Source organism: Serratia sp. DD3 (genome assembly GCF_000496755.2).
In genome coordinates this window covers 1-24,074 of record NZ_AYKS02000044.1, presented here as the reverse complement: position 1 = coordinate 24,074, position 24,074 = coordinate 1, and the positions used below count along the sequence as shown (strand labels likewise).

Annotated in this window: 23 protein-coding genes, 1 tRNA gene and 3 pseudogenes; 12 read left to right on the top strand and 15 right to left on the bottom strand. The window is 49.1% G+C overall.

The genetic code is table 11. From position 1 onward, the window contains the following. Nucleotides 1-144 precede the first annotated feature (144 nt). Nucleotides 145-966, top strand: a pseudogene (xapA, locus tag IO95_RS07160) (xanthosine phosphorylase); the annotation flags it as partial. Between the two features lie 145 nt (nt 967-1,111). Further along, nucleotides 1,112-2,371 carry a nucleoside permease gene (locus tag IO95_RS07155; RefSeq protein WP_023489894.1) on the top strand — a complete coding sequence of 420 codons (1,260 nt, stop codon included), beginning with the start codon at nt 1,112-1,114 and terminating at the stop codon, nt 2,369-2,371. Between the two features lie 99 nt (nt 2,372-2,470). Here IO95_RS07155 and IO95_RS07150 read toward each other — a convergent pair whose 3' ends face one another. Both IO95_RS07150 and IO95_RS25545 read right to left on the bottom strand, forming a co-directional pair. After that, nucleotides 2,471-3,208: a LuxR family transcriptional regulator gene (locus IO95_RS07150; RefSeq protein ID WP_037384605.1), complete on the bottom strand. Its 738-nt coding sequence runs from the start codon at nt 3,206-3,208 to the stop codon at nt 2,471-2,473. A 247-nt stretch (nt 3,209-3,455) separates the two neighbouring features. Further along, nucleotides 3,456-3,602, bottom strand: a complete 147-nt coding sequence (locus IO95_RS25545; protein WP_160165612.1) for a hypothetical protein — start codon at nt 3,600-3,602, stop codon at nt 3,456-3,458. A gap of 253 nt (nt 3,603-3,855) precedes the next feature. Here IO95_RS25545 and IO95_RS07145 point away from each other — a divergent pair, with 253 nt between their 5' ends. Further along, nucleotides 3,856-4,590 (top strand): GntR family transcriptional regulator, encoded by a 735-nt coding sequence (locus tag IO95_RS07145; RefSeq protein ID WP_023491141.1) that lies wholly within the window; start codon nt 3,856-3,858, stop codon nt 4,588-4,590. Between the two features lie 100 nt (nt 4,591-4,690). Here the strand turns inward: IO95_RS07145 and IO95_RS07140 are convergent, their stop codons facing one another. From IO95_RS07140 to IO95_RS07125, 4 genes are read right to left on the bottom strand one after another with little or no spacing between them, the layout of a single operon-like run. Continuing rightward, on the bottom strand, nt 4,691-5,773 hold the full coding sequence (locus IO95_RS07140) for an extracellular solute-binding protein (protein WP_023491140.1): 1,083 nt from the start codon (nt 5,771-5,773) through the stop codon (nt 4,691-4,693). 21 nt (nt 5,774-5,794) lie between these two features. Continuing rightward, complete coding sequence (locus IO95_RS07135; protein WP_023491139.1) at nt 5,795-6,631, bottom strand: ABC transporter permease; 837 nt, start codon at nt 6,629-6,631, stop codon at nt 5,795-5,797. Beyond that, nucleotides 6,628-7,494, bottom strand: a complete 867-nt coding sequence (locus tag IO95_RS07130; protein WP_023491138.1) for an ABC transporter permease — start codon at nt 7,492-7,494, stop codon at nt 6,628-6,630. The genes IO95_RS07135 and IO95_RS07130 overlap by 4 nt, the downstream gene beginning before the upstream one ends. After that, entirely contained in the window at nt 7,491-8,558 is a 1,068-nt protein-coding gene (locus tag IO95_RS07125) for an ABC transporter ATP-binding protein (protein WP_023491137.1), read from the bottom strand. Before IO95_RS07125 ends, IO95_RS07130 begins: the two co-directional genes overlap by 4 nt. A 211-nt stretch (nt 8,559-8,769) precedes the next feature. Here IO95_RS07125 and IO95_RS07120 point away from each other — a divergent pair, with 211 nt between their 5' ends. The 3 genes from IO95_RS07120 to IO95_RS07110 all read left to right on the top strand — a co-directional run bounded on the left by IO95_RS07120 (nt 8,770) and on the right by IO95_RS07110 (nt 13,257). Beyond that, nucleotides 8,770-9,600: a glycerophosphodiester phosphodiesterase family protein gene (locus IO95_RS07120; RefSeq protein WP_023491136.1), complete on the top strand. Its 831-nt coding sequence runs from the start codon at nt 8,770-8,772 to the stop codon at nt 9,598-9,600. A 170-nt stretch (nt 9,601-9,770) separates the two neighbouring features. Then, on the top strand, nt 9,771-10,883 hold the full coding sequence (locus IO95_RS07115; RefSeq protein WP_037384602.1) for an ROK family transcriptional regulator: 1,113 nt from the start codon (nt 9,771-9,773) through the stop codon (nt 10,881-10,883). A 193-nt stretch (nt 10,884-11,076) separates the two neighbouring features. Beyond that, the gene (locus tag IO95_RS07110; protein ID WP_023491134.1) at nt 11,077-13,257 is read left to right on the top strand and encodes a YgiQ family radical SAM protein; all 2,181 of its coding nucleotides are present in this window, start codon (nt 11,077-11,079) and stop codon (nt 13,255-13,257) included. Nucleotides 13,258-13,314: 57 nt separating this feature from the next. On the opposite strand, the gene IO95_RS07105 is transcribed toward IO95_RS07110, so the two are convergent. From IO95_RS07105 to deoC, 4 genes are all read right to left on the bottom strand, one after another. After that, a complete protein-coding gene (locus IO95_RS07105; protein WP_023491133.1) occupies nt 13,315-13,716 on the bottom strand; it encodes a VOC family protein in 402 nt (133 codons plus the stop codon). Between the two features lies 1 nt (nt 13,717). After that, nucleotides 13,718-15,049, bottom strand: a complete 1,332-nt coding sequence (fucP, locus tag IO95_RS07100; protein ID WP_023491132.1) for an L-fucose:H+ symporter permease — start codon at nt 15,047-15,049, stop codon at nt 13,718-13,720. Beyond that, nucleotides 15,046-16,578: an FGGY-family carbohydrate kinase gene (locus IO95_RS07095; protein ID WP_023491130.1), complete on the bottom strand. Its 1,533-nt coding sequence runs from the start codon at nt 16,576-16,578 to the stop codon at nt 15,046-15,048. The genes fucP and IO95_RS07095 overlap by 4 nt, the downstream gene beginning before the upstream one ends. A gap of 88 nt (nt 16,579-16,666) precedes the next feature. After that, complete coding sequence (gene deoC, locus IO95_RS07090; protein WP_023491129.1) at nt 16,667-17,380, bottom strand: deoxyribose-phosphate aldolase; 714 nt, start codon at nt 17,378-17,380, stop codon at nt 16,667-16,669. Between the two features lie 281 nt (nt 17,381-17,661). Between deoC and IO95_RS07085 the strand changes: the two genes are divergently transcribed. The 3 genes and pseudogenes from IO95_RS07085 to IO95_RS07080 all read left to right on the top strand — a co-directional run bounded on the left by IO95_RS07085 (nt 17,662) and on the right by IO95_RS07080 (nt 18,394). Next, nucleotides 17,662-17,746: transfer RNA gene (locus IO95_RS07085), tRNA-Leu, on the top strand. 215 nt (nt 17,747-17,961) lie between these two features. Further along, a pseudogene (locus IO95_RS26015) lies at nt 17,962-18,087 on the top strand (type II toxin-antitoxin system RelE/ParE family toxin); the annotation flags it as partial. Further along, nucleotides 18,071-18,394: a DNA-binding transcriptional regulator gene (locus tag IO95_RS07080; RefSeq protein WP_023491125.1), complete on the top strand. Its 324-nt coding sequence runs from the start codon at nt 18,071-18,073 to the stop codon at nt 18,392-18,394. The pseudogene IO95_RS26015 and the gene IO95_RS07080, both read left to right, overlap by 17 nt. 20 nt (nt 18,395-18,414) lie before the next feature. Here the strand turns inward: IO95_RS07080 and IO95_RS07075 are convergent, their stop codons facing one another. Further along, nucleotides 18,415-18,702: an addiction module antidote protein gene (locus IO95_RS07075; RefSeq protein ID WP_037384599.1), complete on the bottom strand. Its 288-nt coding sequence runs from the start codon at nt 18,700-18,702 to the stop codon at nt 18,415-18,417. Then, a complete protein-coding gene (locus IO95_RS07070) occupies nt 18,699-19,001 on the bottom strand; it encodes a type II toxin-antitoxin system RelE/ParE family toxin (RefSeq protein ID WP_037384597.1) in 303 nt (100 codons plus the stop codon). The genes IO95_RS07075 and IO95_RS07070 overlap by 4 nt, the downstream gene beginning before the upstream one ends. Before the next feature lie 597 nt (nt 19,002-19,598). Between IO95_RS07070 and IO95_RS07065 the strand changes: the two genes are divergently transcribed. Then, nucleotides 19,599-19,904 (top strand): helix-turn-helix transcriptional regulator, encoded by a 306-nt coding sequence (locus IO95_RS07065; protein ID WP_037384594.1) that lies wholly within the window; start codon nt 19,599-19,601, stop codon nt 19,902-19,904. Between the two features lie 4 nt (nt 19,905-19,908). Then, on the top strand, nt 19,909-21,231 hold the full coding sequence (locus IO95_RS07060) for a type II toxin-antitoxin system HipA family toxin (RefSeq protein ID WP_037384591.1): 1,323 nt from the start codon (nt 19,909-19,911) through the stop codon (nt 21,229-21,231). A 335-nt stretch (nt 21,232-21,566) separates the two neighbouring features. Here IO95_RS07060 and IO95_RS23950 read toward each other — a convergent pair. Then, nucleotides 21,567-22,103: pseudogene (locus IO95_RS23950) on the bottom strand (ash family protein). Nucleotides 22,104-22,554: 451 nt separating this feature from the next. Here IO95_RS23950 and IO95_RS23945 point away from each other — a divergent pair. Continuing rightward, entirely contained in the window at nt 22,555-22,746 is a 192-nt protein-coding gene (locus IO95_RS23945) for a SymE family type I addiction module toxin (protein ID WP_023491169.1), read from the top strand. Nucleotides 22,747-22,786: 40 nt separating this feature from the next. Here the strand turns inward: IO95_RS23945 and IO95_RS07050 are convergent, their stop codons facing one another. Both IO95_RS07050 and IO95_RS25540 read right to left on the bottom strand, forming a co-directional pair. After that, entirely contained in the window at nt 22,787-23,143 is a 357-nt protein-coding gene (locus IO95_RS07050; RefSeq protein ID WP_037384588.1) for a hypothetical protein, read from the bottom strand. A gap of 4 nt (nt 23,144-23,147) precedes the next feature. Continuing rightward, nucleotides 23,148-24,074: DUF6862 domain-containing protein (locus IO95_RS25540; protein ID WP_037384586.1), on the bottom strand; the 927-nt coding region annotated here is incomplete at its 5' end.

The following is a 24,074-nucleotide window of genomic DNA, read 5'->3' as shown; positions in this document are numbered from 1 at the left end:
ACCGCTCCCTACTATGGAGATTATCTATACCCCTCGGTCATCCTGCCAAGATGCGAGTGACAGAGGGGATGACCGTTGGCATAACCCTACTACAGATGAGAACGTCATGCTTAATCAAAAAGATAGAGTTAATAAAAAAATACGTTTAATCAAGAAGATGCTTTTTCCTGTGCGGAAATATTACGTAGCCGATTACCTGGCTTCCAACCACGCGCCGCCTTGATTCTAGGCTCTGGCTTAGGGGCGTTAGCCGAGGTGATGACAGACACCGTGACTATCGATTACAACGAACTGCCCGGCTTCCCGGTAAGTAGTGTGGTTGGCCATGCTGGGCAACTGGTGGCGGGTTGGTTAGAAGGTGTGCCGGTGGTGTGCATGAAAGGGCGCGGGCATTTCTATGAAGGCCGCGGTATGCAGGTGATGACCACCGCGATACGCACCTTCAAACTACTGGGCTGTGAATTCTTGCTGGCGACCAATGCGGCGGGTTCACTGCGTAAATCAGTAGCACCAGGTAGCTTGGTGGCACTGACAGATCACATCAACTTTATGCCGGAGTCACCTTTGGTGGGGGAAAACGATGAACGTTTTGGCCCACGCTTTTTCAGTTTAGCCAATGCTTATGACCGTGACTTGCGTGCGCAACTGGCAGCGGTAGCTATCAAAGCGGGCATCCCGTTGGCTGACGGGGTATTTGCCGCCTACACCGGCCCAAATTTTGAAACCCCAGCAGAAATTCGCATGATGCAGACCTTGGGTTGCGATGTGGTGGGGATGTCCATCGTGCCTGAAGTGCTTTCTGCCCGCCATTGTGGCCTAAAGGTGCTGGTGGTTTCCGCAATGACCAACTATGCCGAAGGGTTATCAGAAACTCCTCTTTCCCATGAACAGACGCTGAGTTGTGCAGCGATGGCGGCAGATGACTTTATGCGCCTGATCCGTGAGTTTTTCAAAACCTTGTCGTGACGACCTCTACCCGTCGCCATTTAAGTCGAGGGAGGATTGCCTGACACTTGCATGAGCCGGGAACTTCACTGACTAGACTAGCCCGCGGCAGGCCAGACTTGCCGCGTCAATCATCGTTTCGATCAGAATAATAAAGGTGATGGTAATGGCAATCAAAACACGCTTAAAAATAATGATTTTCCTCCAGTTCTTTATCTGGGGTGCCTGGCTGGTTACCCTGGGTTCCTACATGATTAACACCCTGCATTTCACTGGGCTACAAGTGGGGATGGTCTACAGCTCCAAAGGCTTGGCGGCGTTGATTATGCCCAGTTTGGCGGGGATTATCGCTGACCGCTGGGTTAGGGCCAATTACCTCTATGGTTTTTGCCATCTACTGGGGGCAATAGCGCTCTATTATGCTGCCCAGGTTGAACAGCCGATGGTGATGTTCTGGGTGATGTTGTTTAACGCGATGGTCTATATGCCCACCATGGCGCTTTCCAACGCCATTTCTTACTTCTGCCTGGAGAAGCACGGGTACGATACGGTGAAGGATTTTCCACCGGTACGGGTGTTCGGCACGATTGGCTTTATTCTGGCAATGTGGCTGATCAGCTTCAGCAAGATTGAACTAAGCAATATGCAACTCTACTTGGCGTCAGCCGTCTCGCTGTTATTGGCCGGCTATTCGCTGACCTTACCCCAATGCCCCACCAGTAACGCCAAGCGTTCACAAAGTTGGGTCAGCATATTGGGGTTGGATGCCTTTGTCTTGTTTAAACAAAGACGGATGGCGGTGTTTTTGTTGTTTGCCATGCTATTGGGGGCGGCGTTACAGATTACTAATACCTTTGGTAACCCGTTCCTGCATGATTTTGCTATTAACCCACAATATCAAGATAGCTTTAGCGTGCGCTATCCTTCGGTGCTGCTTTCTCTGTCGCAAATATCAGAGGTGTTTTTCATTCTCACCATTCCATTTTTCCTACGTAAGTATGGCATTAAACAGGTGATGCTGATCAGCATGGCGGCCTGGACATTACGCTTCCTGTTTCTGGCTTATGGTACTCCCGCCGGGTTCGGTTTTCTGCTGTTGCTGCTTTCGATGATTGTTTACGGCTGTGCTTTCGACTTTTTCAATATCTCGGGTGCCATCTTTGTGGAGAAAGAGACGGATAGCCGCATTCGTGCCAGTGCCCAAGGGTTGTTTATGAGCATGGTTAACGGTGTGGGTGCTTATGTGGGGGCGATTGTCAGCGGTAAGGTCGTCGATTTCTTTACTCATGAAGGGGTGAAAGACTGGCAGAGCATCTGGCTGGTTTTTGCATCTTATACGCTGTTGCTGGGGGTTATCTTTGCTTTCACTTTCCACTATCAGCATCGCCCAGAAGAGAGCGGTGGTGAGGTCTGTCGTAGTCAATAAAAACTGGCCAATAAAAGCTGGCCACGGTTAATAGTGTGAACCTTTGAGCGAAATATGAAGGACTGCTCAGGTTCTAGGGGCCCACTCGCGGGTGGGCGCTTATCTGGCTAGAGCTGCTGTTGGGGTGATCAGAGCCAGCTCTACCCCCAAGCGTATCGCTTGGCGAACGTTGCTAACCCCCAGCTTGACGACAACATTATTCACATGGAACTTGACGGTGCTGGTGGAAATATTGGTGATGGATGCAATTTCCGCATAGGTTTTCCCCATACTGGCCCAATAGAGCACCTCATTTTCCCGCGAGGTAAAAATGGCTTTATCGCTGTTTGCCGCCTTGCTCTGCCCACTGGACAGGATGCAATTCGCCAGGCGATACATCTGTTCATTAATGTCGATCAGCAGTATTTGCATGGCCCCGCGTTCGGCAGAAACAGGCGAACCCAATGCTCCGGGCAAATTGTCAGGGATAATAACCGATAACAGCGCCAAGTTGTTCATATGGTCGTGCAACACGAAGGTGAAGCCGTTGACGATATTGTAGCGTTTGGCGAAGGAGAATATCTTGTCCGTCATTAGCGTGATATTTTCGTCCCAGGCAAAGGGTGAGGTTCGTTTAAATGCCGCCAGTATAACCGGGTCGCTAAGCTGTAAATTGTTAGTGCGGTAAAATTTAATCCACTCGTCAGGGTAGTTGGAGATGACAAGTATATCTGAAGGGTTTTTCTTGTTGATTACGGTATAGGCGTACTTAGGGCTACCGATAGAAGAGAGTTTTCTATCAATATAATCCTGCAGCGTTTCGGTTATTATCTGATTTTTATCGAGGACTGAAAGCATATCAACTCCCTGAGAAGCTAAGCATCCTTCTACAGATAAGCTGTACTTAAGGTCAGGTAAAAACAAGACTTAAGTATAACTTACCCATTGCCAGCTTTTGTCTATAATATCTACGTTAGGCCAGTGGTAAAGAACTGACCATTATGGTCAGGTAGCCAATTTAGCCAACACCAGGAAAAACCTATCCGGTCAGACAGACTCTACAAAAAGTGACTGCTGACCGCGATTTTATCGCTAACCCATTCCGCTACTCTTCTCTTCTTCCGTTACCATTCGGTTCTCGACCAAGCAGAAAATGGCTGATCCAGCCAAAATAATCACCTATCTGTTGGTGTGGCCATAATTCTGACGGCATCCCCATCACTTCCCATAACATCGTCAACGGCTTTCCCATAAAGTGTGCCCAGCATGGGTGGTGAGGATTTTTTTATGGATGAGTATTCCCTGGTGTCGCTGTTTACTGATAAAAACATCAATAATGCTAATGTTATTCTTTAATGTGATCCAATTAAATGCCAATAGTTTTGAATTGTGATATCAATCGAATTCCAATGTAATCCCTTAGGGTGTCATGGTATAGAATGTGACAGTTCTGGTGAAAATAAGAGGGCGCTTAGAGTGATGGAATCATAAGAGGATGCGAATAAATGAATAATTTTATTGCCTGGATACGTCAACACTTGTCCCAGACGGCAGCAGCACCACGTTATAGACAATTAGCTTCACTGATTGAAAGTGCCATCAAGCAACGGGTGATCGTGGTGGGTGATTTTCTGCCCCCTGAGCGTGTTCTGGCAGAAGGGTTGGTGTTGTCAAGAGTGACAGTCAGCAAGGCAATGAAATTACTGGAAGAAAAGGCATTAGTTTGGCGGCAGCAAGGGGTGGGGACCTGTGTCGCGATGCGGATAGATTACTGCCTTAATCAAGATCATGGTTTTACCGCCCAGGTACTGTGTAATGGTGGCTGTGTCAGTAATCAATGGTTGCTGCGCACCTATATGCCAGCAACAACGGAGGTAGCCAAAGCATTGGAAATGGACATGGGTAGCACCGTGGTTAAATTACACTGCCTGCGGTTGCTGGATGGTCACCCGGTTTCGTTGGAAACCACCTATATTCCCCCCCATTTTTTACCTGAGCCGGAAAAACTGGAACATTCGCTCTATGCTTTATGGCAGTCGCAAGGCATTACACCCCAAGGGCGACATTTCTTGTTGAAGGCGGTGGCCTGTAATGATGAATATGCCCACTTGCTCAATATACCCAGTGGCATGCCCCTGTTGTGCATTGTAAAAATCAGCCGTAATACACAAGGGCAAGTCTTGGAGTTTTGTGAAACCCTGTGCCGTAGTGATGTGTATGAATTTGAAGTGAATAGCTAAGCGGTCTGATATACCCGGCGTCATCCCAAGTGCAGCACTATCAACCGCAGCACCTGCACCATCAACCGCAGTTTGCATGACGGCGGGTATATATACAGATTTATTTCATCATGACTTGGCGTGCATACTCTTTCTTAAGCTGCATACTATAGGCTTTACCATAAAATTGTATTTGGTCATCGGTATGTAGTAATTCAGGGGTAATCTGTTTGTTTAATGGTCTGGAACCAAAGGTTTTGTGTAGTGCTTTCTGAGTGTCGGCTGTAATCAGCCAGTTGAGAAAGACCTGTGAAGCGGCCGGATGAGGGCTGTTGGCGGCAATCGCTGCGATATTACCACCACCGGGCATACCAAACTCAGGAACATAAAATTTCAGACGGGAAGTTATCGCCCCGGTTTTTTGTAACCCAGTCATATGGTCTTCCCAAGCGGGGATCAGCATCAGCTCACCATCATTAAGACGTGTTAGGCTGTCAGCCCCCGATGCCGTGCGAGTGATTTTGTCGTTATTGGCGCTGAACCACTGCCAGCCTTTCTGCCAGTTTTTTACTACAGCAGGGTCGATATTATCGGTCTGGCTAGCAAAGTGACCACTTTGCGTGGTAACGATACGTTGGATAAAGGCCTCCCCAGCACCGCCGTTATTCGGGTCGTTATAGCCAAACTTCTTCGGGTTGGCATCAATGAAATGTTGTAATTGTTCTAAGGTCTGCGGGAGTGCTTGATCACCTATCTGTTGGGGATCATACGCAAAACCCGTTTGGTTCCCCCAGAATGCAACGGCATAGCCTTGGGTATCGACATTCTGAATTTGGTGATAGGCCTGAGCGTAATTGGGCAGCTCATTTAAGCTTATCAGTGATTTTGCTCCCATAGCGATTGGCAATTGCGCTATGGACAGGGCAACAACATCAATTTTTCCGGTTTTCTTGCGTGACTCTGCTAGCAATTTATTCATATTGCCATCCATAGTGCCTTCTGGAATGCGCACTTGAATCCCGTACTGTTGCTCAAAATCCTTCACAAAGTTACGCCATTGCGGCTGTAGATACCAAACATTAAAGGTGACACTGCCTTCTTGCTTTGCTTGGGCAACTACCGCATCCCAATCACTGTTGTTGGCGGCATAGGCGAGCGAGCTGCACAGTAATCCACCGGCTAATATCATCACTGCTTTTTTCATCGTATTATCTCCTATAAAGCGTCAGGCTTTTCCCGTTGATTGTGACAGATAGTTCCCCTTCAACAGCCTCTCGATAATGATCATCAGAATGACGTTAGGGATGACCAAAATCATTGATACTACTGCAGCGTCAGGACGCACAAAGGAATAGCCAAGGAATGAGTAAAGAATGGTTGGGACGGTGATAAAATCAGGGGCACCCAAGACGTATGAAATACTGAATTCCTCCAGGCTTTTCACCAGACAAAAGATCAGTGCAGCCAGAAAACTCGGTTTTAGCATTGGCAGGTAGGCATTGCAGAAAGTCCCCCATGGGCCTGAGCCCAGGTCACGGCTGGCATCGATAAGATCTTGCGGTACCGACTTGAACCCCGCCGACATAATGCGGATTGAGTAAGGTAGGGTTAACACGGTATGGCCGATGACAATACTGATAAATGCGTTGTCGATGTTGAGGTTTATCAACATGGCGCTAAAGAAAATACCGATAACCATTGCGGGAATCACTAATGGGATGAGCGTTAGCATTTCAGCAATGGCTTTGCCGCGAAAATTCATGCGCCCAAAGGCATACGCCGTGGGCAGTGACAACAGTAGACTGAGCACTGCCACTGTCGGGGCAATGGTGTAACTATTAAATAATGCTTCGGCGAGCGAGGTTTTTTCCCACATCAGTAGCCAGCGGCTGAAAGACAATACCGGTGGGAAAATATCGGGATAGCTCCACGGGTGGTCAGGATCTACCAGCGACCAGAGGATCGCCATGCCAAAGGGTATCCCTAGCCAGACCAAGTTGGCGATGGCAAAGAAAATCAGCGAAATTGAGACGATCCGTCGCCCATTGGCCGTGTGGCTCATTTGATGTCTCCTTTACGGGTGCTAAATGGCTTAATCAATGAGGTGATCAGCAATGTGCAGAGTGCAGCGGTGATCATGATTATCACGGCAATGACGGCGGCGTTATTCCATTCGCCATATTCCATTGAGGTGGTTTGCATCAGTTTTGCCAGTGAGTAGGTGTTGCGCGGCCCGGCTATCGAGTAGAAAGCAAAGTCACCGAGTGCACCGATAAAAACCAGGATCAGAGTAACCTGCACGGCGGGTAGCGTCAGTGGCACGATGACATTGGTAAAGCGTTGCCAGCGGTTTGCACCTAAATTGTTGGCAGCGTCAAGGATATCGTTGCGAATGGCATTGACAGCCCCCCCCACCAAGATGAGCGCGAAAGGCAGGTTCTTCCAGATTTGCAGGATCACCACACCCCAGCCGAAATCGTCGTTCTGCATGCGTAGCGGTTGGTTAATGATCCTCAGTGCGATAAGCAATTCGTTAATGATGCCGTGATAAGCGATGATATTAACGAATAGAAACGCCGCTACCAGCCCAGGGATAAACATCGGCGCACGCAATATGGCGATAATACCTTCCTTCATGGGAAGAGGTTGGCGTAGCCACAGTGCCAGCGGATAGGCAAACAGCACGGAACCAAAGGCACCTAACAATGAAACACGTATCGAATAGAGTAAGGAGCTATGTAGTACTGGGTCCTGCAGCATATTGCGCCAGTGCTCTAACGAGAAATGACTCTCTCCCGAAAGATTAAACCAACCCAGGCTTTGTACCACCACCATATAAAAGGTAGAGCCCATCAACAGCAGAATGGTACCTAGTCCGCTGAGCATCAGCAGCCAGGCAAACAGGTCATTGCGCCAGCTCTTCATGATGTGGGTTCCAGAAAGTGAATGGCATTTTCTGCCAGGCGGAAACCAGCACGTTCACCCGGTGCTACAGGGGGTTTTTTGATCAGCTGTAATCTCACGGACAGCCCGGCATCATTGTGGCCCCAGGCTTCAGTGAGATTGCCCATAAACGCCATTTTATCCATGGTGAGAGTGAAATGATTATCGCAGGTGGCGACTGAACCGACATACTGCGCGTCCTCAGGCCGCCAGCAGATATAGCAGTATTCTGCACGGGGTGGCAGCTCAGAATGGACATAAAATTCGCCTAGTCCACAGCGTACCCGGTAATAACCAGGCTGCTCTGCAGGGGTGACTTGTGCCTTATCAATATTGGCTGCACCGATAAAATCCGCCACAAAACGGCTGGTTGGACGGTAGTAAATCTCATCTGGCTTACCGATTTGCTCCACGCTACCCGCGTTAAGTACGACGATTTTATCCGACATAGCCAGCGCTTCAGCTTGGTCATGGGTAACATAAATCGAGGTAAGCTGGTATTGCCGTTGCAGTTCTTTGATTTCAAAACGCACGCTTTCACGCAGCTTGGCATCAAGATTAGAAAGTGGTTCATCGAATAGGATCACATCTGGGCGAGTGATCATGGCACGGGCCAGCGCGACCCGTTGCTGTTGCCCACCAGAGAGTTCGCCGGGCATTTTCAGTCGCTGACTCTCCATCCCAACCTGCTTGAGTGCTTCAGCCAGCCGGGATTGCTGTTCACTGGAACTCACCTTTTTCTGCTTCAGACCAAAGCAGATGTTATGTGCCACATTAAGGTGTGGAAATAAGGCATAGGACTGGAAGCACATGGCGGTGTTACGTTTTTCTGGTGGCATGTTATTGACCACCTTCCCGCCAATCAGGATGTTGCCACTGTCTGGCTGGTGAAAGCCAGCAACCATTTTCAGCAGGGTAGTTTTGCCGCAACCACTGGGCCCGAGCAGAGTGACAAATTCCCCTTCTTCTGCGCAAAACGAAATCTCTTTGGCGGCATGAAAATCGCCGAATTTTTTGCTGATCTGTTCCAGAACCAGTTTTGACATATGCCTGTTTTCTGTTTGATTTAAGTTGGATATTAAGTTTACACACTAAATATTAACTTTATGTGACAGTTGTCATTAAAATAAAAAATAGGTAAAAATAATTATTTTTCCAATAAAAACAAAATACTAGTACCTTGATCGCAAAAAATGCTTCATAATTTAAGTTAAGGTATTAAAGTTAATATTCATATCGTATCAGGAGAAACTGAAAATGGCGTTTAACTTCCACCGGGCTGCTGAAGGGATTGTGTTAGCCAATAGTCACCGAGGGTATTCCAGCTGTTCACCGGAGAATACGTTTCCCGCTTTTGAAGCGGCCCGCCAAGCGGGAACTCACAGTATTGAGATTGATATCCACCTCACGGCAGATGATCAGTTGGTTGTGACTCATGACCATCGTATTGATCGGGTGTCCACCGGGCAGGGATTCGTTGAACAGCTAAGTTATTCACAGCTGCTGACCAGTGATTTTGGCGTGAAGTATCACGCGAAATTTGCTGAAACTCGCATCCCATTATTGGCTGATGTATTGCGTTGGGCGGTGGAAAATGACATGGGGTTGATTGTCGAAGCTAAGCAACGTCGCCGTCATGATGAATTTGTCGCGGCGTTGGTAACCTTACTACAGACGTTGCCTGAAGCCATTGGCCATATTCAATTGCTGGGTTTTAACCATGTGCTGATTAACCGGGTGAAAGCGCAGATCCCGACCCTAGCGTTACAGGTGGTGACATTGGAGCGTTACAATAATCAATTGGCTGCGGTACAGCAATCAAACGCCAGTTGCGTATGCTTTGAATATGAATTTGCTCATGTTGATGATTTGCGAGCGTACAAAAAAGCGGGCTTGGGCACTCGTATGTATTTACATGAAGTGAAAAACAACATGGACCCGCTGGCCCAGTATCAACATAAATTCGGTTATGATAGCCACCCTGAGATCCTTGGATGGTTACGAGAGGGGTTGATTGATATGCTCAGCCACGACGATATCCCGTATTTACAAGGGTTGATTAAAGAGGCTGGCCTACGTTGCGAGTAAACTTAATGCTGCAGTGGGCTATTTTACGCCGATGCATTGGATATAACACATAAGGCTGCGGTGTGCAGATTTCTCGCGTAGAGGGTCGCTTGTGTGAGGATGTGCTTAGCGAGCGCTGTTTTGTTGCCCCCGGTGGCGAGAATGATTTTGATGACAGGACAATAACGACAATGAATCCCCAATCTGACCCCCTGGATCTGCGCGGTTCGCAGCGCCTGTTATTAGAGCTGATCCGTCGTCATGCCCCTGTTACCCGTGCGCAGTTGGCACGGTTATCGAAGCTGACCGCCGGGGCCATTACTCAACAATGCAGAGAGTTGATTTTTTCCGGCTTGGTGGTAGAGGGTGAACGTAACACCGGACAGCGCGGGCAACCATCGCTGCCGTTGCGGCTTAATCCAGGCGGGGGCTGCGCTATCGGGTTGTCGTTCAGCCCTGGTTGTATTGATATGACCGTGGTGGATCTGAGTGGTCGCCAGTTGTTATCGCTCCGCGAAGTACATCAAGAAAACCAGCCACTGGATACGACGCTGATACAGATCAAAACGTTGGTTGAACAGACGTTGAAGAAACGACAGTTACAGCATGCACGTATTTTGGGTATTGGCTATGCGGTCCCCGGTTTCTTGAAGGCCGATGGTAAGAAACGCCATTGTGTATCTTGGTTGGAAAGTTGGCGTGACGTGGATCTGTTGCAGGCGTTTTCCGATAATTTGCCGTGGCCGACCTGGGTGGAAAACAATGCCAATGCATCAGCGATTGGCGAGCTATACAGTGGCGAGTGGAACGATTACAGCGATTTGACCTTTATTGATCTCGGTTATGGTATTGGCGCAGGAATGGTCGTTGGTCATCGATTACTGCACGGTGGTTTTTATAATGCGGGAGAAGTGGGGATGGCGTTCCCATCCGGTTTGCCACGGCCATCGTATAAAGATTTGCTGGCCACTCTCGAAAGCGAAGGGTTGATGGAAGCGCAGTTACTTCAATTGATTGAGCAACAGCATCCGGTGTTGGAGGCCTGGTTTAACCGTTGTTGTAGTCAGGTAGAGCAAACAGTACTGGGTTGTCTGCAATGGATAGATCCACAACTGATTGTGCTTGGTGGTGCAATGCCGCAGCCGGTCCTGGCGCGATTGGTACAGGCGATAAATCAACGTCTGGCTATAAAGCTTGATCCACATCGCCCAAAAGTCAGGTTAGTGGCCTCCTCAATGGGAGCTCTGAGCGCTTCCCACGGAGCGGCAATGATCCCCCTGTATCAGGTGATTAATGAGGAGTGATTGCCAGTCGTGCCCAGGAAAAATGATGGCATCAATCACCGTCGCCAACGATTGTTGTGGTTCTTGCTTCAGGGCCGTGCTTGTCAACTGACCGCAACTTCAATCAACTTGAGCATAAATATCCGTACTTTTTTGCCATGAGTGCGTATAATCGCCGCCCGGCGATAAATTAATCGGTACAAGAGCACCTGTCATGAGCACCACAAGCCTGATCCAACCTGAACGAGAGTTGTTTTCCTACCCGCCTTATTGGGCGGAATGTTTCGGCCCTGCGCCATTTTTACCCATGTCGCGCGAAGAGATGGAGCAACTGGGTTGGGATAGCTGTGATGTGATCATCATCAGCGGTGACGCCTATGTTGACCACCCGAGCTTTGGTATGGCGATCATCGGGCGCATGCTGGAAGCGCAGGGTTTCAGAGTGGGGATCATTGCCCAACCTGATTGGAGCAACAAAGACGATTTTATGCGTTTGGGTAAACCGAACCTATTCTTTGGTGTTACCGCGGGCAATATGGATTCGATGATCAACCGTTATACCGCTGATCGTAAATTGCGCCATGATGATGCTTACACCCCTGGCAATGTGGGGGGCAAACGTCCGGATCGGGCGAGCTTAGTCTATAGCCAGCGCTGCCGCGAAGCCTATAAAGATGTGCCGATTATCCTCGGGGGGATTGAAGCCAGTTTACGGCGTATTGCCCACTATGATTACTGGTCTGATACGGTGCGCCGTTCGGTATTGGTAGATTCCAAAGCCGATATGCTGATCTACGGCAATGGTGAACGCCCGCTGGTGGAGTTGGCTCACCGCTTGGCTGCCGGTGAAAAAATTGAGGATATCAATGATATTCGCAACACGGCGATCATGCGCAAGCAGGCATTGATAGGGTGGTCGGGTGTCGATTCAACCCGCCTTGACCAGCCGGGGCGCATTGAACCTATTCTTAACCCTTATGGTGAAAATCTCCCCTGTGCTGATGGCAGTACGCCAGAGCCGGAGGTCAAGCCCATCACCGTACGCGCGGCTAAACCGAAGCCATGGGAAAAAACCTATGTCCTGCTGCCTTCTTTTGAGAAAGTGAAAGCAGACAAAGTGCTTTATGCCCACACCTCACGCATTCTGCACCACGAAACTAACCCAGGTTGTGCCCGTGCCTTGATGCAAAAGCATGGCGATCGCTATGTATGGATTAACCCACCAGCTATCCCGCTCAGCACTTCAGAAATGGACAGCGTGTTTGGGCTACCGTATCAGCGTGTGCCGCACCCTGCTTATGGTGAAGAGCGTATTCCTGCTTATGATATGATCCGTTTTTCGGTGAATATCATGCGTGGTTGCTATGGTGGCTGTTCGTTCTGTTCGATTACCGAGCACGAAGGGCGCATTATCCAGAGCCGCTCAGAAGAGTCGATCGTGCGTGAGATCGAAGAGATCCGCGACAAAGTACCGGGCTTTACTGGGGTGATTTCAGATCTGGGTGGCCCAACTGCCAATATGTATATGTTGCGCTGCACCAACCCCCGTGCAGAGCAGACTTGTCGCCGAGCATCTTGCGTCTATCCAGAAATTTGTACCTATATGGATACCAACCATGAGCCCACCATCAAGCTTTATCGCCGGGCTCGTGCGCTTAAAGGGATCAAAAAGATCCTGATTGCATCTGGGGTACGTTACGACTTGGCGGTGGAAGATCCCCGTTATATTAAAGAGCTGGCGACCCATCATGTGGGCGGCTACCTCAAGATTGCCCCGGAGCATACCGAGTCAGGGCCACTGTCTAAAATGATGAAGCCGGGCATGGGCAGCTATGATCGCTTCAAACAGTTGTTCGATCAGTTTTCCAAGCAGGCGGGTAAAGAACAGTACCTTATTCCTTACTTTATCTCTGCGCACCCGGGCACCCGTGATGAAGATATGGTGAATTTGGCTCTGTGGCTGAAGAAAAACCGTTTCCGGCTCGACCAGGTACAGAATTTTTACCCTTCACCGATGGCTAACGCCACCACCATGTATTACAGCGGTAAGAACCCGTTAAGCAAGGTGGGGTATAAAAGCGAAGAGGTGTTTATCCCTCGGGGTGAGCGCCAACGCCGTTTGCAAAAAGCGCTGCTGCGTTACCATGATCCGCTTAACTGGCCGTTGATCCGCAGCACGCTGGAAGAGATGGGACTGAAACATTTGATTGGCAGCCGCCGTGAATGCCTAGTGCCCGCGCCGACGCTTGATGAACAGCGTGAAGCCAAGCGTTTGCAGCGCAACACCCGCCCGGCATTGACCAAGCATACGGATATAACTCGCCAGCGGAACCCCGCTGCACCAGCCGCGAAAAAGCCGCTGCAGAAAGGTAAAAGCCGAGGTAAAACCAGCTAAACCGTGATCATTCAAGTTGCAGCAAGAGCGCTGCAACTTGAATAGACTGGCGATAACCTACAAGGGTTGGCTAAATTCGACCCTTTCACCATCTGGCCCGGCAATCATAAAGTAACGCACACCGTTGCGCCCGCTGGGTTGATGGGTGGGCCCTTCGATTACCGGGTAACCAAGCTGTTCCACCCATTGCTGGCTTGCCGCCAGGTCGTTCACCCGCAATGCCACATGGTCGATGCCGAAGCTCGCCGCATCCCGTTGCTTACCCGGCCAAGGCAGCTGATACAGTTCCAGAACCAACTCACCCAATGCCAGAAAACGCACTTCAATGCAGCCTTGCGGCGAGTCCGAGGTCAGTGACTGTTGAGTGGTAAACCCCAATGAGTGATAAAAACGAGTCGCGCGTTCAATATCTGCACTGCGCAAACCAATATGTGCCAGACCAGAAATCAACGACGCCATGTTAGACCCCCTTCTTCACACAATAGAAGCCATAAAAGGCGACATAAGCGAAGCAGACCAAAGGCACCGAGAAGGCAATTTGCATATTGCCGCCGTTAGCGTCGGAAATCATCCCCATGACCAACGGCACTACCGCACCACCAATAATCGACATCACCACAATGGAACCCGCCACTTGGGTTTCTTCCCCCAGCCCTTTGATGGTCAGGCCGAAGTTGGTGGGCCAGCACAGCGCCATGCAGAAGTTGGCACCCATAATGGCCACAACGGCGAACAGACTATGAATATTGACCGCCAACAACAGTAACAGCACGCAGATAGAGCAGAACACACCCAGCAGCAGCGCCGGATTAAACTTCTTCATTAATGCCGTCGTGACCACTTTACCCGCCGAGTAGCAAATCAGCGTGGCGATCAGCCAATACGTGGCGGAGTGCTCGGTGGTGCCATGCTCAATCATCTGCACAAAGCGAATGGTAAAACTCCACAGCCCCACCTGGGCACCCACATACAAAAACTGGGACAGAACCCCGAGACGAAAACGTGGCATTGCCAGCAGGATGCGTAATGACTGAGAGAGCGGCTTACCGGTTCCCCCTGCTGAGTGTTGGGTTTTACAGGCGGGAAATTTCACGGCGACAAAGATCAGCGCCAGTACCACTAAAACAGACCCGATGATCAGATAAGGGGTGACGACTTGCGATACCATCTGAGTACGTGCTGCTTCAGCCAGTTCGGCAGGCATTTGCAGTAGTTGCTCGTGCGTTGGGTCGTTTTTGCTAAATACCAGTTGCTGGCCGATGAGCACACCAAAGATCACCCCCAACGAGTTAAAAATCTGCGAGAAGTTAATCCGCTGGGTAGAGGTTTCCAGTGGCCCTAACAAACTGGAATAAGTATTGGCGGAGGTTTCCAGGAATGATAAACCGGAAGCGATCACCCCCAGACAGGCCAGAAAAGCGCCATAGGTCATGATTTGTGCGGCAGGAATAAACAGGAAACAACCGAGGGCATACAGGCACAAGCCAATAATAATGGCGACTTTGTAAGAGTAACGCTTGATCACCGCCGCTGCTGGTAGCGCCACCAGGAAATAACCAAGAAAGAAGATGGATTGCACCAGTGCTGTTTGGGTATCGCTCAGGTCAAACCCCTTCTTGAACTGGGCGATGAGAATATCGTTCAGGTTGCCTGCCATGCCCCACAGGGCAAACAGACAGCAAACCAGCATCAGTTGCAGCCAAGGGGTCGCAGGGAGATAGGCACTGCGATCAATATGTTCCGCTGCGGTTTGTTGTTCCGTTGTGGTTTTACTGATTAGGGATTCGCTCATAATGGTGTTGTTCCTTTATCCGTAGAAAAAGAGAAAGAGCTAATAGCATCAAGCTGTTGGTATAAGGGTTGAGCCTGACGATAGAGCTGTTCAAAAAGCTCAAAACATTGCAGGTAGAGTTGATGCAGCCTGGGGTCTGGCATAAATTCCCGTTCTACACTGACGGTACGGCTCACCCCTTGTGCAAAGCTGCTGAACAGACCGACCCCGACTCCGGCGATAATGGCGCAACCGGTAGTGCCATTTTCCTGCTTACGGGTTTGCAGGATGGGCAGGTTATAGGCGGAGGCTTTGATTTGCAGCCACAGGGCACTGCGCGCACCACCGCCGGAGGCGATCATCGCGTCCGGTTCCTGACCACAGCGCCGTAGTTGTTGCAAGTTACGCAGTGAAGCCAGCGCCACCCCTTCCAGTACTGCGCGATAGAGATGTTCCTGCCGGTGTTTGCGCTGCAGGCCGAAGAATTGCGCCCGGGAATTGGTCTGCTCAGCCAGGCGTTCGCCGGTAAGATAAGGCAGGAACAACAACCCTTCAGCCCCCGGTTTGACCTGTGCCGCCAGCTCTAACATCTGCTGGTGGTTGAGCCGACTATCGTTCAATGCCATCCGTGCCCAGCGCATTGCATCGCCACCTGCATCCAGAATGGTAAAGCCCCCCCAAGCCGGGTTGGCCAAGTGCAGGTTATTTACCCATGGGTCGAGCAAGGGTTGCTTGGCGACCATGGTTAATAAAGTGGAGGTGCCGGTACTGTCTGACGCTGTTCCTGGCTGATAAACCCCGGACCCTAGTAAGGTAGCGGCCATATCTGCGGCACCTACAACAACGGGTATCCCCAGCGGTAAGCCGGTGGCGGCAGAAGCATCCTGACTGATCTGGCCGATGACCTCGCTGGAGAGATGCAGGGCGGGTAACTGATCACGCCGCACATTGAATTGCTCAAGTGCAGTGGCTGACCAGTCGAGGGTGTTGCTATCCATCAGGTAGTAGCAGGAGGCTTCACTGTAATCAGTGGCACGCACGCCACACAGCTGGAAATTGATGTAGTCCTTGGGCATTAAAACGGTGGCAACACGGGCCCACAGTTCAGGATGGTTTTCTTGCAACCAGCGCAGCTTGAAGGCGGGCCAAGCGGCAGTGGGGGGGTTATTGAGCAGTGCCAGCCAAGGCGCAGAGTCTTGCTGCTGCTTAAAGTGTTCGACCTGCGGCTGGGAACGTTTGTCGTTCCACAACAGGGCGCGGTCAACCACCAAGTTACCATCGGCATCCAGCAACACGGTGCCATGCATTTGACCACAAACCCCTACGGCAGCAATGCGTGGGCGATACTCGGCAAAGCGGGCCAGTAACTCTTGCGTACACTCACAGGCACTTTGCCACCAGAGTGATGGCGGCTGTTCTGCCCAGCCTGCCTGAGGGGTAATTTGATCGTATTCACGCTGGGCGAAGCCGAGGATTTCTCCGGTGCACATCACCAGCCCGGCGCGTGTACTGCCGGTGCCAATATCAAGGGTAAGAAGTAAGTCTTTCATATTATTATCACTCCTGGTGGGGGCAGCGTGAACCACCCCGAGAAGCGTTAAACTGGAGCGCTAAAGACAGCGCATAGCGCATGGGGAGTTAGTTATCGTTCAGTTCCGGGAACAGACCAGGGTCTTGTTCCAACTGTTCCAGCACTTTTTCGGTGGCGGCAGCGCTCATACCGAAACGGCGTACCCCAAGGCGATACAGTGCCCGCACGGTGTCCAGATCACGGATGCCACCGGCCCCTTTGATCTGAATGCGGCCACGCAACTGATCGGCAATGATGGCGACTTTTTCGGTTGTCGCCCCGGTAGGTGCCCAGCCGGTAGAGGTTTTTACCCAGGCCATACCCACTTCCACCGCGATATCACACACCTTGCGGATCTGCTCCTCATTCAGATAGTGGGTTTCTAGAATCACCTTGGCAGGAATGGGGGCCGCAGCCTCCACCACACGGCGCAAGTCTTGGCGCACATAGTCATAATCGCCAGACAGTACCTTGCCGATATTCACCACCATATCCACTTCACGCGCGCCATCAGTAATCAGTTGGCGAACCTCTTGCACTTTAATATCGGTCGCATGCCCGCCACTGGGGAAACCGACCGGCCCCCCGATCATCACATCGGCACGACCTTGCTCTGGCAGTAGGGTGCTTAGAAAGCGCGTCCAGCAGGGCAACACATGAACCGAAATGATGCGATAACGGTTAGCCAGCTCGGCACAGTGGCGAACATCGGCTTCGGTATTGGTGGCTTGCACCGCACTGAGGTCGATCAGCCTTGCCATACGTTTTGTAGTTTCATTCATTATCGATATCTCTCTTTTGCTTTCATTTGATTTTGTATTTGCACCTTACTTGTTTTCATATGCATTTAAAAAGAGCGTATTCTGGCAAATGTGATCTCTTCTGCAGTTTTTATGCGCGTTATTGGCAATTCGGGTGATTTGGCACAAAAAATAGACGTGATCAGCGGGAAAATTCGACGGGTGACGTTTTTTTCAACATTCAATTCATTGAATGCTTGATAAGTGTTGCGTGCGAGAGGCGGGCAGGTATAATGCCCACGTTTTCCGCATACTACTTCAGTGCCGAAGTGGCGAAATCGGTAGACGCAGTTGATTCAAAATCAACCGCCTTCGGGTGTGCCGGTTCGAGTCCGGCCTTCGGCACCATTAGTATGAAATCAAGCTACCTTCGGGTGGCTTTTTTTATGTCCATAATCTTCCGCTGACATCCATATTTTATTGTTTAATAACAAATAAAATTCTATGGCATTCCTTCCTGATTTGTCTGTTTTATCCGCCATGGTCTTTCCCCGTCCATTGACAGCCAGATGATTTGGGGGTCAAGATGAGGGGCAGCCCACTTCGATTAGGAGTTGACCCCCAATTATGGCGAACTGTCTGGATTCCGAGAGTTGGCAAAGCATTATGCAGCTCTTGCTGACGAAAAGATTACGGCACTAATTAAGAATAAAGAACTGGTGGAGATTTGCCATGACCGCAAAAACTAAATTCAAGAGTCCTGCATTTGAAGCAATCCACAGCGCGGCTTCTGGATTATTCAGCGTTGATGCTATCCGACAGGAAACCATGCGCAACTTTGACAAAGCATGTCTCAATAGTGTGGAAGATCTTCAACCCGTTGAGATAAAGGCACTGCGTGAGAAGCTGAACGTCAGCCAACCGGTTTTTGCCAGCTACCTGAATACCAGTGTTTCCACGGTGCAGAAATGGGAAAGTGGTATCAAGCGCCCTAGCGGATTGTCACTGAAACTGCTTAGTGTGGTGCAGAAGCATGGGTTGAAGATATTGGTTTGATAGTGCTGTATAAGAAAGCATCAAATTGACGCCACCTGTAATTTAACACCCATCACCGCAAGCAGTTTGCTGATCGTCTCATAACGTGGATGTGATCCAGGAGTCAGTGTTTTATACAGACTTTCGCGTCCGATTCCGGCTTCACGAGCAACATTAGTCATTCCTTTGGCCTTGATGACATCTTTTAACGCAGCCAAAAAAACATCAGGATTAGGGTCTTCCATCGCTGCACTCAGATATTCAGCAATGACTTCTTCGCTATCCAGATAATCAGCAGCATCGAATGGTGCTAAGTTGAGGTTTTTCATTCTTTATTCTCCAGAGTTACGAGGAGTTGTTTGGCATGTTTGATATCTTTGCTTTGTGCGGATTTATCACCACCATTCAGAAGCAAGTAAATCACATTGTCACGCCGCGTGTAATAAACCCTGTAGCCAGGGCCAGTATGGATCCGCATCTCACTGATGCCTTGCCCAACAGGTTCACAATCACCAAAGTTACCCTGCTCAGCAGAACGCAGACGTGCCAAGATCCGCGCCTTTCCTTTGGCATCTTTCAACTGTCTTAACCAAGTATCAAACTCGGCGGTGCGAATTAGTATATTTATGGTCTTTAGTGTATCCCAAAGGATACGATTTGCAATCGTAGAGTTTATTTTTTATGCAATAATTTCTATCGAAAAACTGTGTAGGGGTCAGGATGGGGGTCGGTAAAAATTTTACTATAATTTAAAATCAATAATTTCAATAAATTGTATTTATGGTACGAGTCCGGCCTTCGCACCATTAGTATGAAATCAAGCTACCTTCGGGTGGCTTTTTTTATGGCTGAAATATTCCATTAACATCCATATCTTATTGTTTAATAATAAATAAAATTCAATGCCATTCCTTTTGCGATAACGCTGGAACATACGTTTGAGTCTGTGGCGTGCGAATGGGTAGCCAGCAACGTGATGTTGTGCTGTTGGATTACTTATGCGGCCTTGTCCCCCTCAGTGTCAGCATAGTTGTCACCCCCCTTCTAAACATGAAACCCGTGCCTTCTATCAATCAATTACTATCTGTTAAGCCGTGAGCAAATTTATTAAGTCACTCCATCTTTACATCCTATAAGCTGTTTTATTTATTTACAGCTTATAGGGTGTATTGTTCAAAAACAGCCTATAGTATGTATAAGCGTCTAAAACAATGGTAATTGCATTATGAATACTGTTTATCCGTTGAAAACCTTGAATCAGTTGCGTCCATTGCTGATTGGCTTTCGCAAGGCGAATGGGCTGACGCAAAAAGAAGTGTCTGAAAGGTTAGGTGTCACACAGCAAACCTATGCCCGTCTGGAAGCAAACCCTGGAAGCGCCAGTATTGAGCGTTTGTTTAAGGTGCTTACTTTACTGGGGGTTGAAGTGGTGCTCTCTTCTGAACCAAGAGGGCTGTTATCTGCGTCATCTTCAACAATGGAAGAGGCAGAAAAACCAATAGATTCCCCCGCCCGACGGGAAAAATGGTGATGATATGCGTCGTACACAACAGCGTTTAGCTCTATGGATGAATGGGATCCAGGTTGGATTCTGGGAAAAGGTCAAAGGCGAAGATCGTCTGCAATACCTCCCGGAATGGATTGCTGATGAACAGGGCAGACCTTTATCGCTCTCTTTGCTTTTCACTCCCGGCAATCAGCTTTGGCGCGGCAACGTGGTACGCGACTATTTTGATAATTTATTGCCTGACAGCGAAGGTATTCGCAGGCGTTTAGCCATGCGTTACCAGGCAGCAAGCCTTGATCCTTTTGATCTGTTGGCTGAGTTGGGAAGAGATTGTGTTGGTGCGATACAGTTATTGAATGTTGATGAAGAACCGACAGATTTATTCTCCATAAACTATCGTCCGCTTTCTGATGCAAAGATAGCCACAAGATTGCGTAATACCACGGAAGCTTTGTTACCCGGTCGGCAGGACGATACTGACGATTTGCGCTTATCAATTGCCGGAGCGCAAGAAAAAACGGCTTTACTGTGGCATGAAGAACAATGGTGTTTGCCAGAAGGTAGCACCCCAACGACGCATATTTTCAAGTTACCACTCGGGCTGGTTGGTAATATGAAAACGAATATGAGTACCTCGGTTGAAAATGAATGGCTATGTTCTTTGATCCTTGAGGAATATAGGCTCCCTGTAGCAAAAACGCAGATCGCGCAGTTTGAAGAACAGAAAGCATTGGTTGTTGAGCGTTTTGACAGGAGATGGTCGGGGGATCGGCAATGGATCGTTCGCTTGCCACAAGAGGATATGTGTCAGGCTCTGGGGGTTTCTCCACTCCGAAAATACCAGTCTGATGGTGGGCCGGGTATTTCCGATATTATGGATATACTGAGTCATTCAGACCGGGCTGAACGGGACAAAGCGTTGTTCTTTATGGCGCAAATTATTTTCTGGCTGATAGCGGCCACGGATGGGCATGCCAAAAATTTCAGTATCGCTATTGAGCCACAAGGTCGTTATCACCTTACGCCTCTGTATGATGTTTTATCGGCATGGCCAGTCATTGGCTCTGATAATAACCAGATTTCTTGGCAGAAGTGCAAACTGGCAATGGCAGTCCGTGGTAGCAGTAATTATTACCAGTTGTATAGAATTCAACGGCGGCATTGGATCAAGCAGGGTGCATTAACCGGCTTGGGCAGATTACAGGTTGAATCCATGATAAATGAAATTATATCCAGAACACCTGAGGTTATTGAACGTGTATCTGCGTTGCTACCAGAGTCGTTTCCACTAGAGCTTGCGGAATGTATTTTTGATGGTATGCGGCAACAATGTGGTCGGTTACAGGAATAGCATCGTAAATAAGAGAAACAATTCGTCCTCTAGGCAGGGCAGTCATCAAATGGTGAGTGAGCAAGGCAAACGATCATAAAGTTTCCCTCACTTAGCGTATATATACATCTGGGAAGTGGGGGAACATGCCAAATATCATGACCCAATAGCCAGATTCCCCCACTTGTCCCCCAGTTAATCCCCTACTTTGTTTCGGTGTGGTAACGGTGTGATGTGCTCACCGGAAGCACGATGCAGCGTTAACAGAAGGTTCCCCTCATCAAAGGTAATGCCGCTGATGCGCATTTTTTGTTGTGCGGTCAAGCAGAGAAGAAGAGTGGGTACCCGAGATAAATTTACTCATCGCTAGGCACCTCCGTTTCCAGTGATTGATTCAACTGGTTGAGCCGCTCCCACAGGATAAATGTCAGCAGTTCTTTAGCGAGGGGATTACTCAGTTCGATGATGGCATAAGCCAACGCTCGGCACTGATCGGCGAGTTCTTTCAGCGTAAGTGGTGTGGGGTCATACATGATGCACCCCCGCAGAAGAACTGAAGAATTGCAGGTATAAAAAAGGAAGGGTAGTAGCCATAGGGCCGCCTCCAGACTGTAGCTTCGTAGATAGCTACCACCAGAGACGCCAACCTCTTGGGTGGTAGCCCGTGCAGGGTTGGCGTTACCGGACAGTCTGGCTACCGGCCTCCCTTTCGGGAGCCCCGCACGAGCCACCATTGAAGGCATGACTCAATGCTTGCCTGAATAACAATACGCATGACGCGTATATTCAGGCCCCAGACTTTTGTTCGGAACGCCAATTCCGGCTGCGGATTTTGCCGCAGCATCAGCATTATATCGTAAATGGCCCGCCAGAAAAAAATAAGAATGTATCATTTGCGCGTCTCCTCGCGTTTGTTGATACGTTCAGCGATCCATTTGTTTATTTCGCTTTCCCGCATGCCACAGAGCGGGAGCCAATTTTGACCGCAGGAGGTTGCAAGTTCGGTGGATTCTTACGTGTCATCCCTCAACTCTGTAGCTCGTCACCTTGAGATAGAGATTAGCTCCCAAACGCTCAGAAATGTAGAAGATGTCGAGTGCATCAAAACTCGGCTGAAAGGAATTGTTGCACCAAAAACCATCAGTAATTATTGTTCAGCCATGTATCAATACGTAGCCATGGTACGAGAGTGTTAGTGTCTTTAGATATATCACAACCCGCCACACCTCAAACGCGCAAGAGCATTGTGGATGACAGAACCACCAGCGGCAGGCTAAATCCGTTGCCGTAACTGACTATCAATGACTGAGGCAGTTAGGCCTTATCAAGGGCCAACCGTGGCCGATGATCTCACCTGGCAAGCATTGTGCGCAGCCAGCCAAGACCGCCCGTTGGGTACAGGAGAACGGCGAGTTGGTGATCGCTGGCGACTGGCTGACCGAGAGCGGCATTACCAACGCTGAACAACTGGAGGTTACCGCTGCACCGGGGGTGATCCGGGTGCAGCGGCGGGAAGAGGGCGGATTTAGGGCTTAGATGTTGTAACCCCGGCCGAAGCTGGGGTTTTATTTACTCATTAATCAGGCTGATAACGCTTATCCTGAATAATGTAAGGCTTTGCAACATCTTCCCACACAACATTCGCCATCTGTTGCCATTTCGTCGGATTTTGTTGCTTTGCAATGTAATCCCTGATTAGCTTAACAGCATGGTTAAAATCTGCCTTATCTAACTCAATAAATGAATAAAACTTTAGATATTCACCTTCTTCAGACTTAATTATTTCATGTAACTGTGGGTAGTCTGGTAAAAAAACAGCATCCAGCAGATCGCCCAAGGCATCCCAATAACTGCTATGAATAAATGCAGAGGTCAATCTATCTTCCGGTTTTTCGATAGTTTCATCTCTACGAAAAAAAATACTTGCTCCCATGTCATTACCTCATAATAATAATTTTATCTTGCTGTACTTTAGGTAGTGTTTTTATATAGTCCATGAAGATTTTTTGGTTAGCAGGCGTTAGCACTCTAAAGTCAACAGGAACAAAGTCAGCTTTTTGCAAATGATTTTGGATAACATCTCTTCCACTACCAGCACTCATGTTTTTCTCATAAAACTTATTTAATCCGTCTATTTCTTTCTGTGACAGTCTATCTGTCGTATACATGGCATCGACGGTTTTACCTTTATTGGGGCCTGACGTAATCACAAAGTCAGGTGTTTTATCAGTGATCATCCCAGGTGGTGGTGTATAACGCTCCATTGTACCGAGAGTAGGCTCTAACTGTGCGGCAGATGCGGCTTCAGCAGGTTTTAATTTGCCACTTCCTCCAAGAGCAGGGGTATTAAGACGATCATGTGCCTCAAGTAGAGTTTTATTAACAGTGACTTCATAAATTCCATCTGCATTCTTTGTTAGTACAGGTGCTTTGTTGCCCGCAGCCCCATTCGCAGCCAACCTCTCAAGACTAACCCCTGCAGCCTTGGCACCATAAACCATCCCGACTGTATCCTGGATGGTCACCGCTATCTTGGCCCATCCAGGTACCTCATCAATGGCTTTCTGATATTTGGCTGCGTAGGCCGCATCTTGCGCCAGCTTAGTTTGGGCTTGCTCTTTTGTATAGCCTTGCTCAATCAGCTTTACCAGATCGTGCGTGTAGTCACCAATGAGATCACCGAACTTCGCCATTTCATCTGGGTACTGGTCACGTAAGTCGTAATAGGTCTGGTACTCGGCATAACCTAGATAGCTGTCTTTGGCAGCAAGCGCCAGTTTCATCTCCTTGATACAGCCCGGACTGGCTCCATCAGCACAGGCATCCTTCAGATTGGCATCACTGGTAATATTCTTTAGCGTCAG

What these genes read in the sequence shown, in the direction of transcription:
- IO95_RS07130 (WP_023491138.1), bottom strand. Translation starts at nt 7,494, where the DNA reads ATGAAGAGCTGGCGCAATGACCTGTTTGCCTGGCTGCTGATGCTCAGC.
- IO95_RS07060 (WP_037384591.1), top strand. Translation starts at nt 19,909, where the DNA reads ATGCGTCGTACACAACAGCGTTTAGCTCTATGGATGAATGGGATCCAG.
- IO95_RS07105 (WP_023491133.1), bottom strand. Translation starts at nt 13,716, where the DNA reads ATGGCGTCGTTGATTTCTGGTCTGGCACATATTGGTTTGCGCAGTGCA.
- fucP (WP_023491132.1), bottom strand. Translation starts at nt 15,049, where the DNA reads ATGAGCGAATCCCTAATCAGTAAAACCACAACGGAACAACAAACCGCA.
- IO95_RS07080 (WP_023491125.1), top strand. Translation starts at nt 18,071, where the DNA reads ATGACCGCAAAAACTAAATTCAAGAGTCCTGCATTTGAAGCAATCCAC.
- IO95_RS23945 (WP_023491169.1), top strand. Translation starts at nt 22,555, where the DNA reads ATGATCTCACCTGGCAAGCATTGTGCGCAGCCAGCCAAGACCGCCCGT.
- IO95_RS07125 (WP_023491137.1), bottom strand. Translation starts at nt 8,558, where the DNA reads ATGTCAAAACTGGTTCTGGAACAGATCAGCAAAAAATTCGGCGATTTT.
- IO95_RS07120 (WP_023491136.1), top strand. Translation starts at nt 8,770, where the DNA reads ATGGCGTTTAACTTCCACCGGGCTGCTGAAGGGATTGTGTTAGCCAAT.
- IO95_RS25545 (WP_160165612.1), bottom strand. Translation starts at nt 3,602, where the DNA reads ATGGGAAAGCCGTTGACGATGTTATGGGAAGTGATGGGGATGCCGTCA.
- IO95_RS07110 (WP_023491134.1), top strand. Translation starts at nt 11,077, where the DNA reads ATGAGCACCACAAGCCTGATCCAACCTGAACGAGAGTTGTTTTCCTAC.
- IO95_RS07155 (WP_023489894.1), top strand. Translation starts at nt 1,112, where the DNA reads ATGGCAATCAAAACACGCTTAAAAATAATGATTTTCCTCCAGTTCTTT.
- IO95_RS07140 (WP_023491140.1), bottom strand. Translation starts at nt 5,773, where the DNA reads ATGAAAAAAGCAGTGATGATATTAGCCGGTGGATTACTGTGCAGCTCG.
- IO95_RS07050 (WP_037384588.1), bottom strand. Translation starts at nt 23,143, where the DNA reads ATGGGAGCAAGTATTTTTTTTCGTAGAGATGAAACTATCGAAAAACCG.
- deoC (WP_023491129.1), bottom strand. Translation starts at nt 17,380, where the DNA reads ATGAATGAAACTACAAAACGTATGGCAAGGCTGATCGACCTCAGTGCG.
- IO95_RS07145 (WP_023491141.1), top strand. Translation starts at nt 3,856, where the DNA reads ATGAATAATTTTATTGCCTGGATACGTCAACACTTGTCCCAGACGGCA.
- IO95_RS07135 (WP_023491139.1), bottom strand. Translation starts at nt 6,631, where the DNA reads ATGAGCCACACGGCCAATGGGCGACGGATCGTCTCAATTTCGCTGATT.
- IO95_RS07115 (WP_037384602.1), top strand. Translation starts at nt 9,771, where the DNA reads ATGAATCCCCAATCTGACCCCCTGGATCTGCGCGGTTCGCAGCGCCTG.
- IO95_RS07065 (WP_037384594.1), top strand. Translation starts at nt 19,599, where the DNA reads ATGAATACTGTTTATCCGTTGAAAACCTTGAATCAGTTGCGTCCATTG.
- IO95_RS07150 (WP_037384605.1), bottom strand. Translation starts at nt 3,208, where the DNA reads ATGCTTTCAGTCCTCGATAAAAATCAGATAATAACCGAAACGCTGCAG.
- IO95_RS07075 (WP_037384599.1), bottom strand. Translation starts at nt 18,702, where the DNA reads ATGAAAAACCTCAACTTAGCACCATTCGATGCTGCTGATTATCTGGAT.
- IO95_RS07095 (WP_023491130.1), bottom strand. Translation starts at nt 16,578, where the DNA reads ATGAAAGACTTACTTCTTACCCTTGATATTGGCACCGGCAGTACACGC.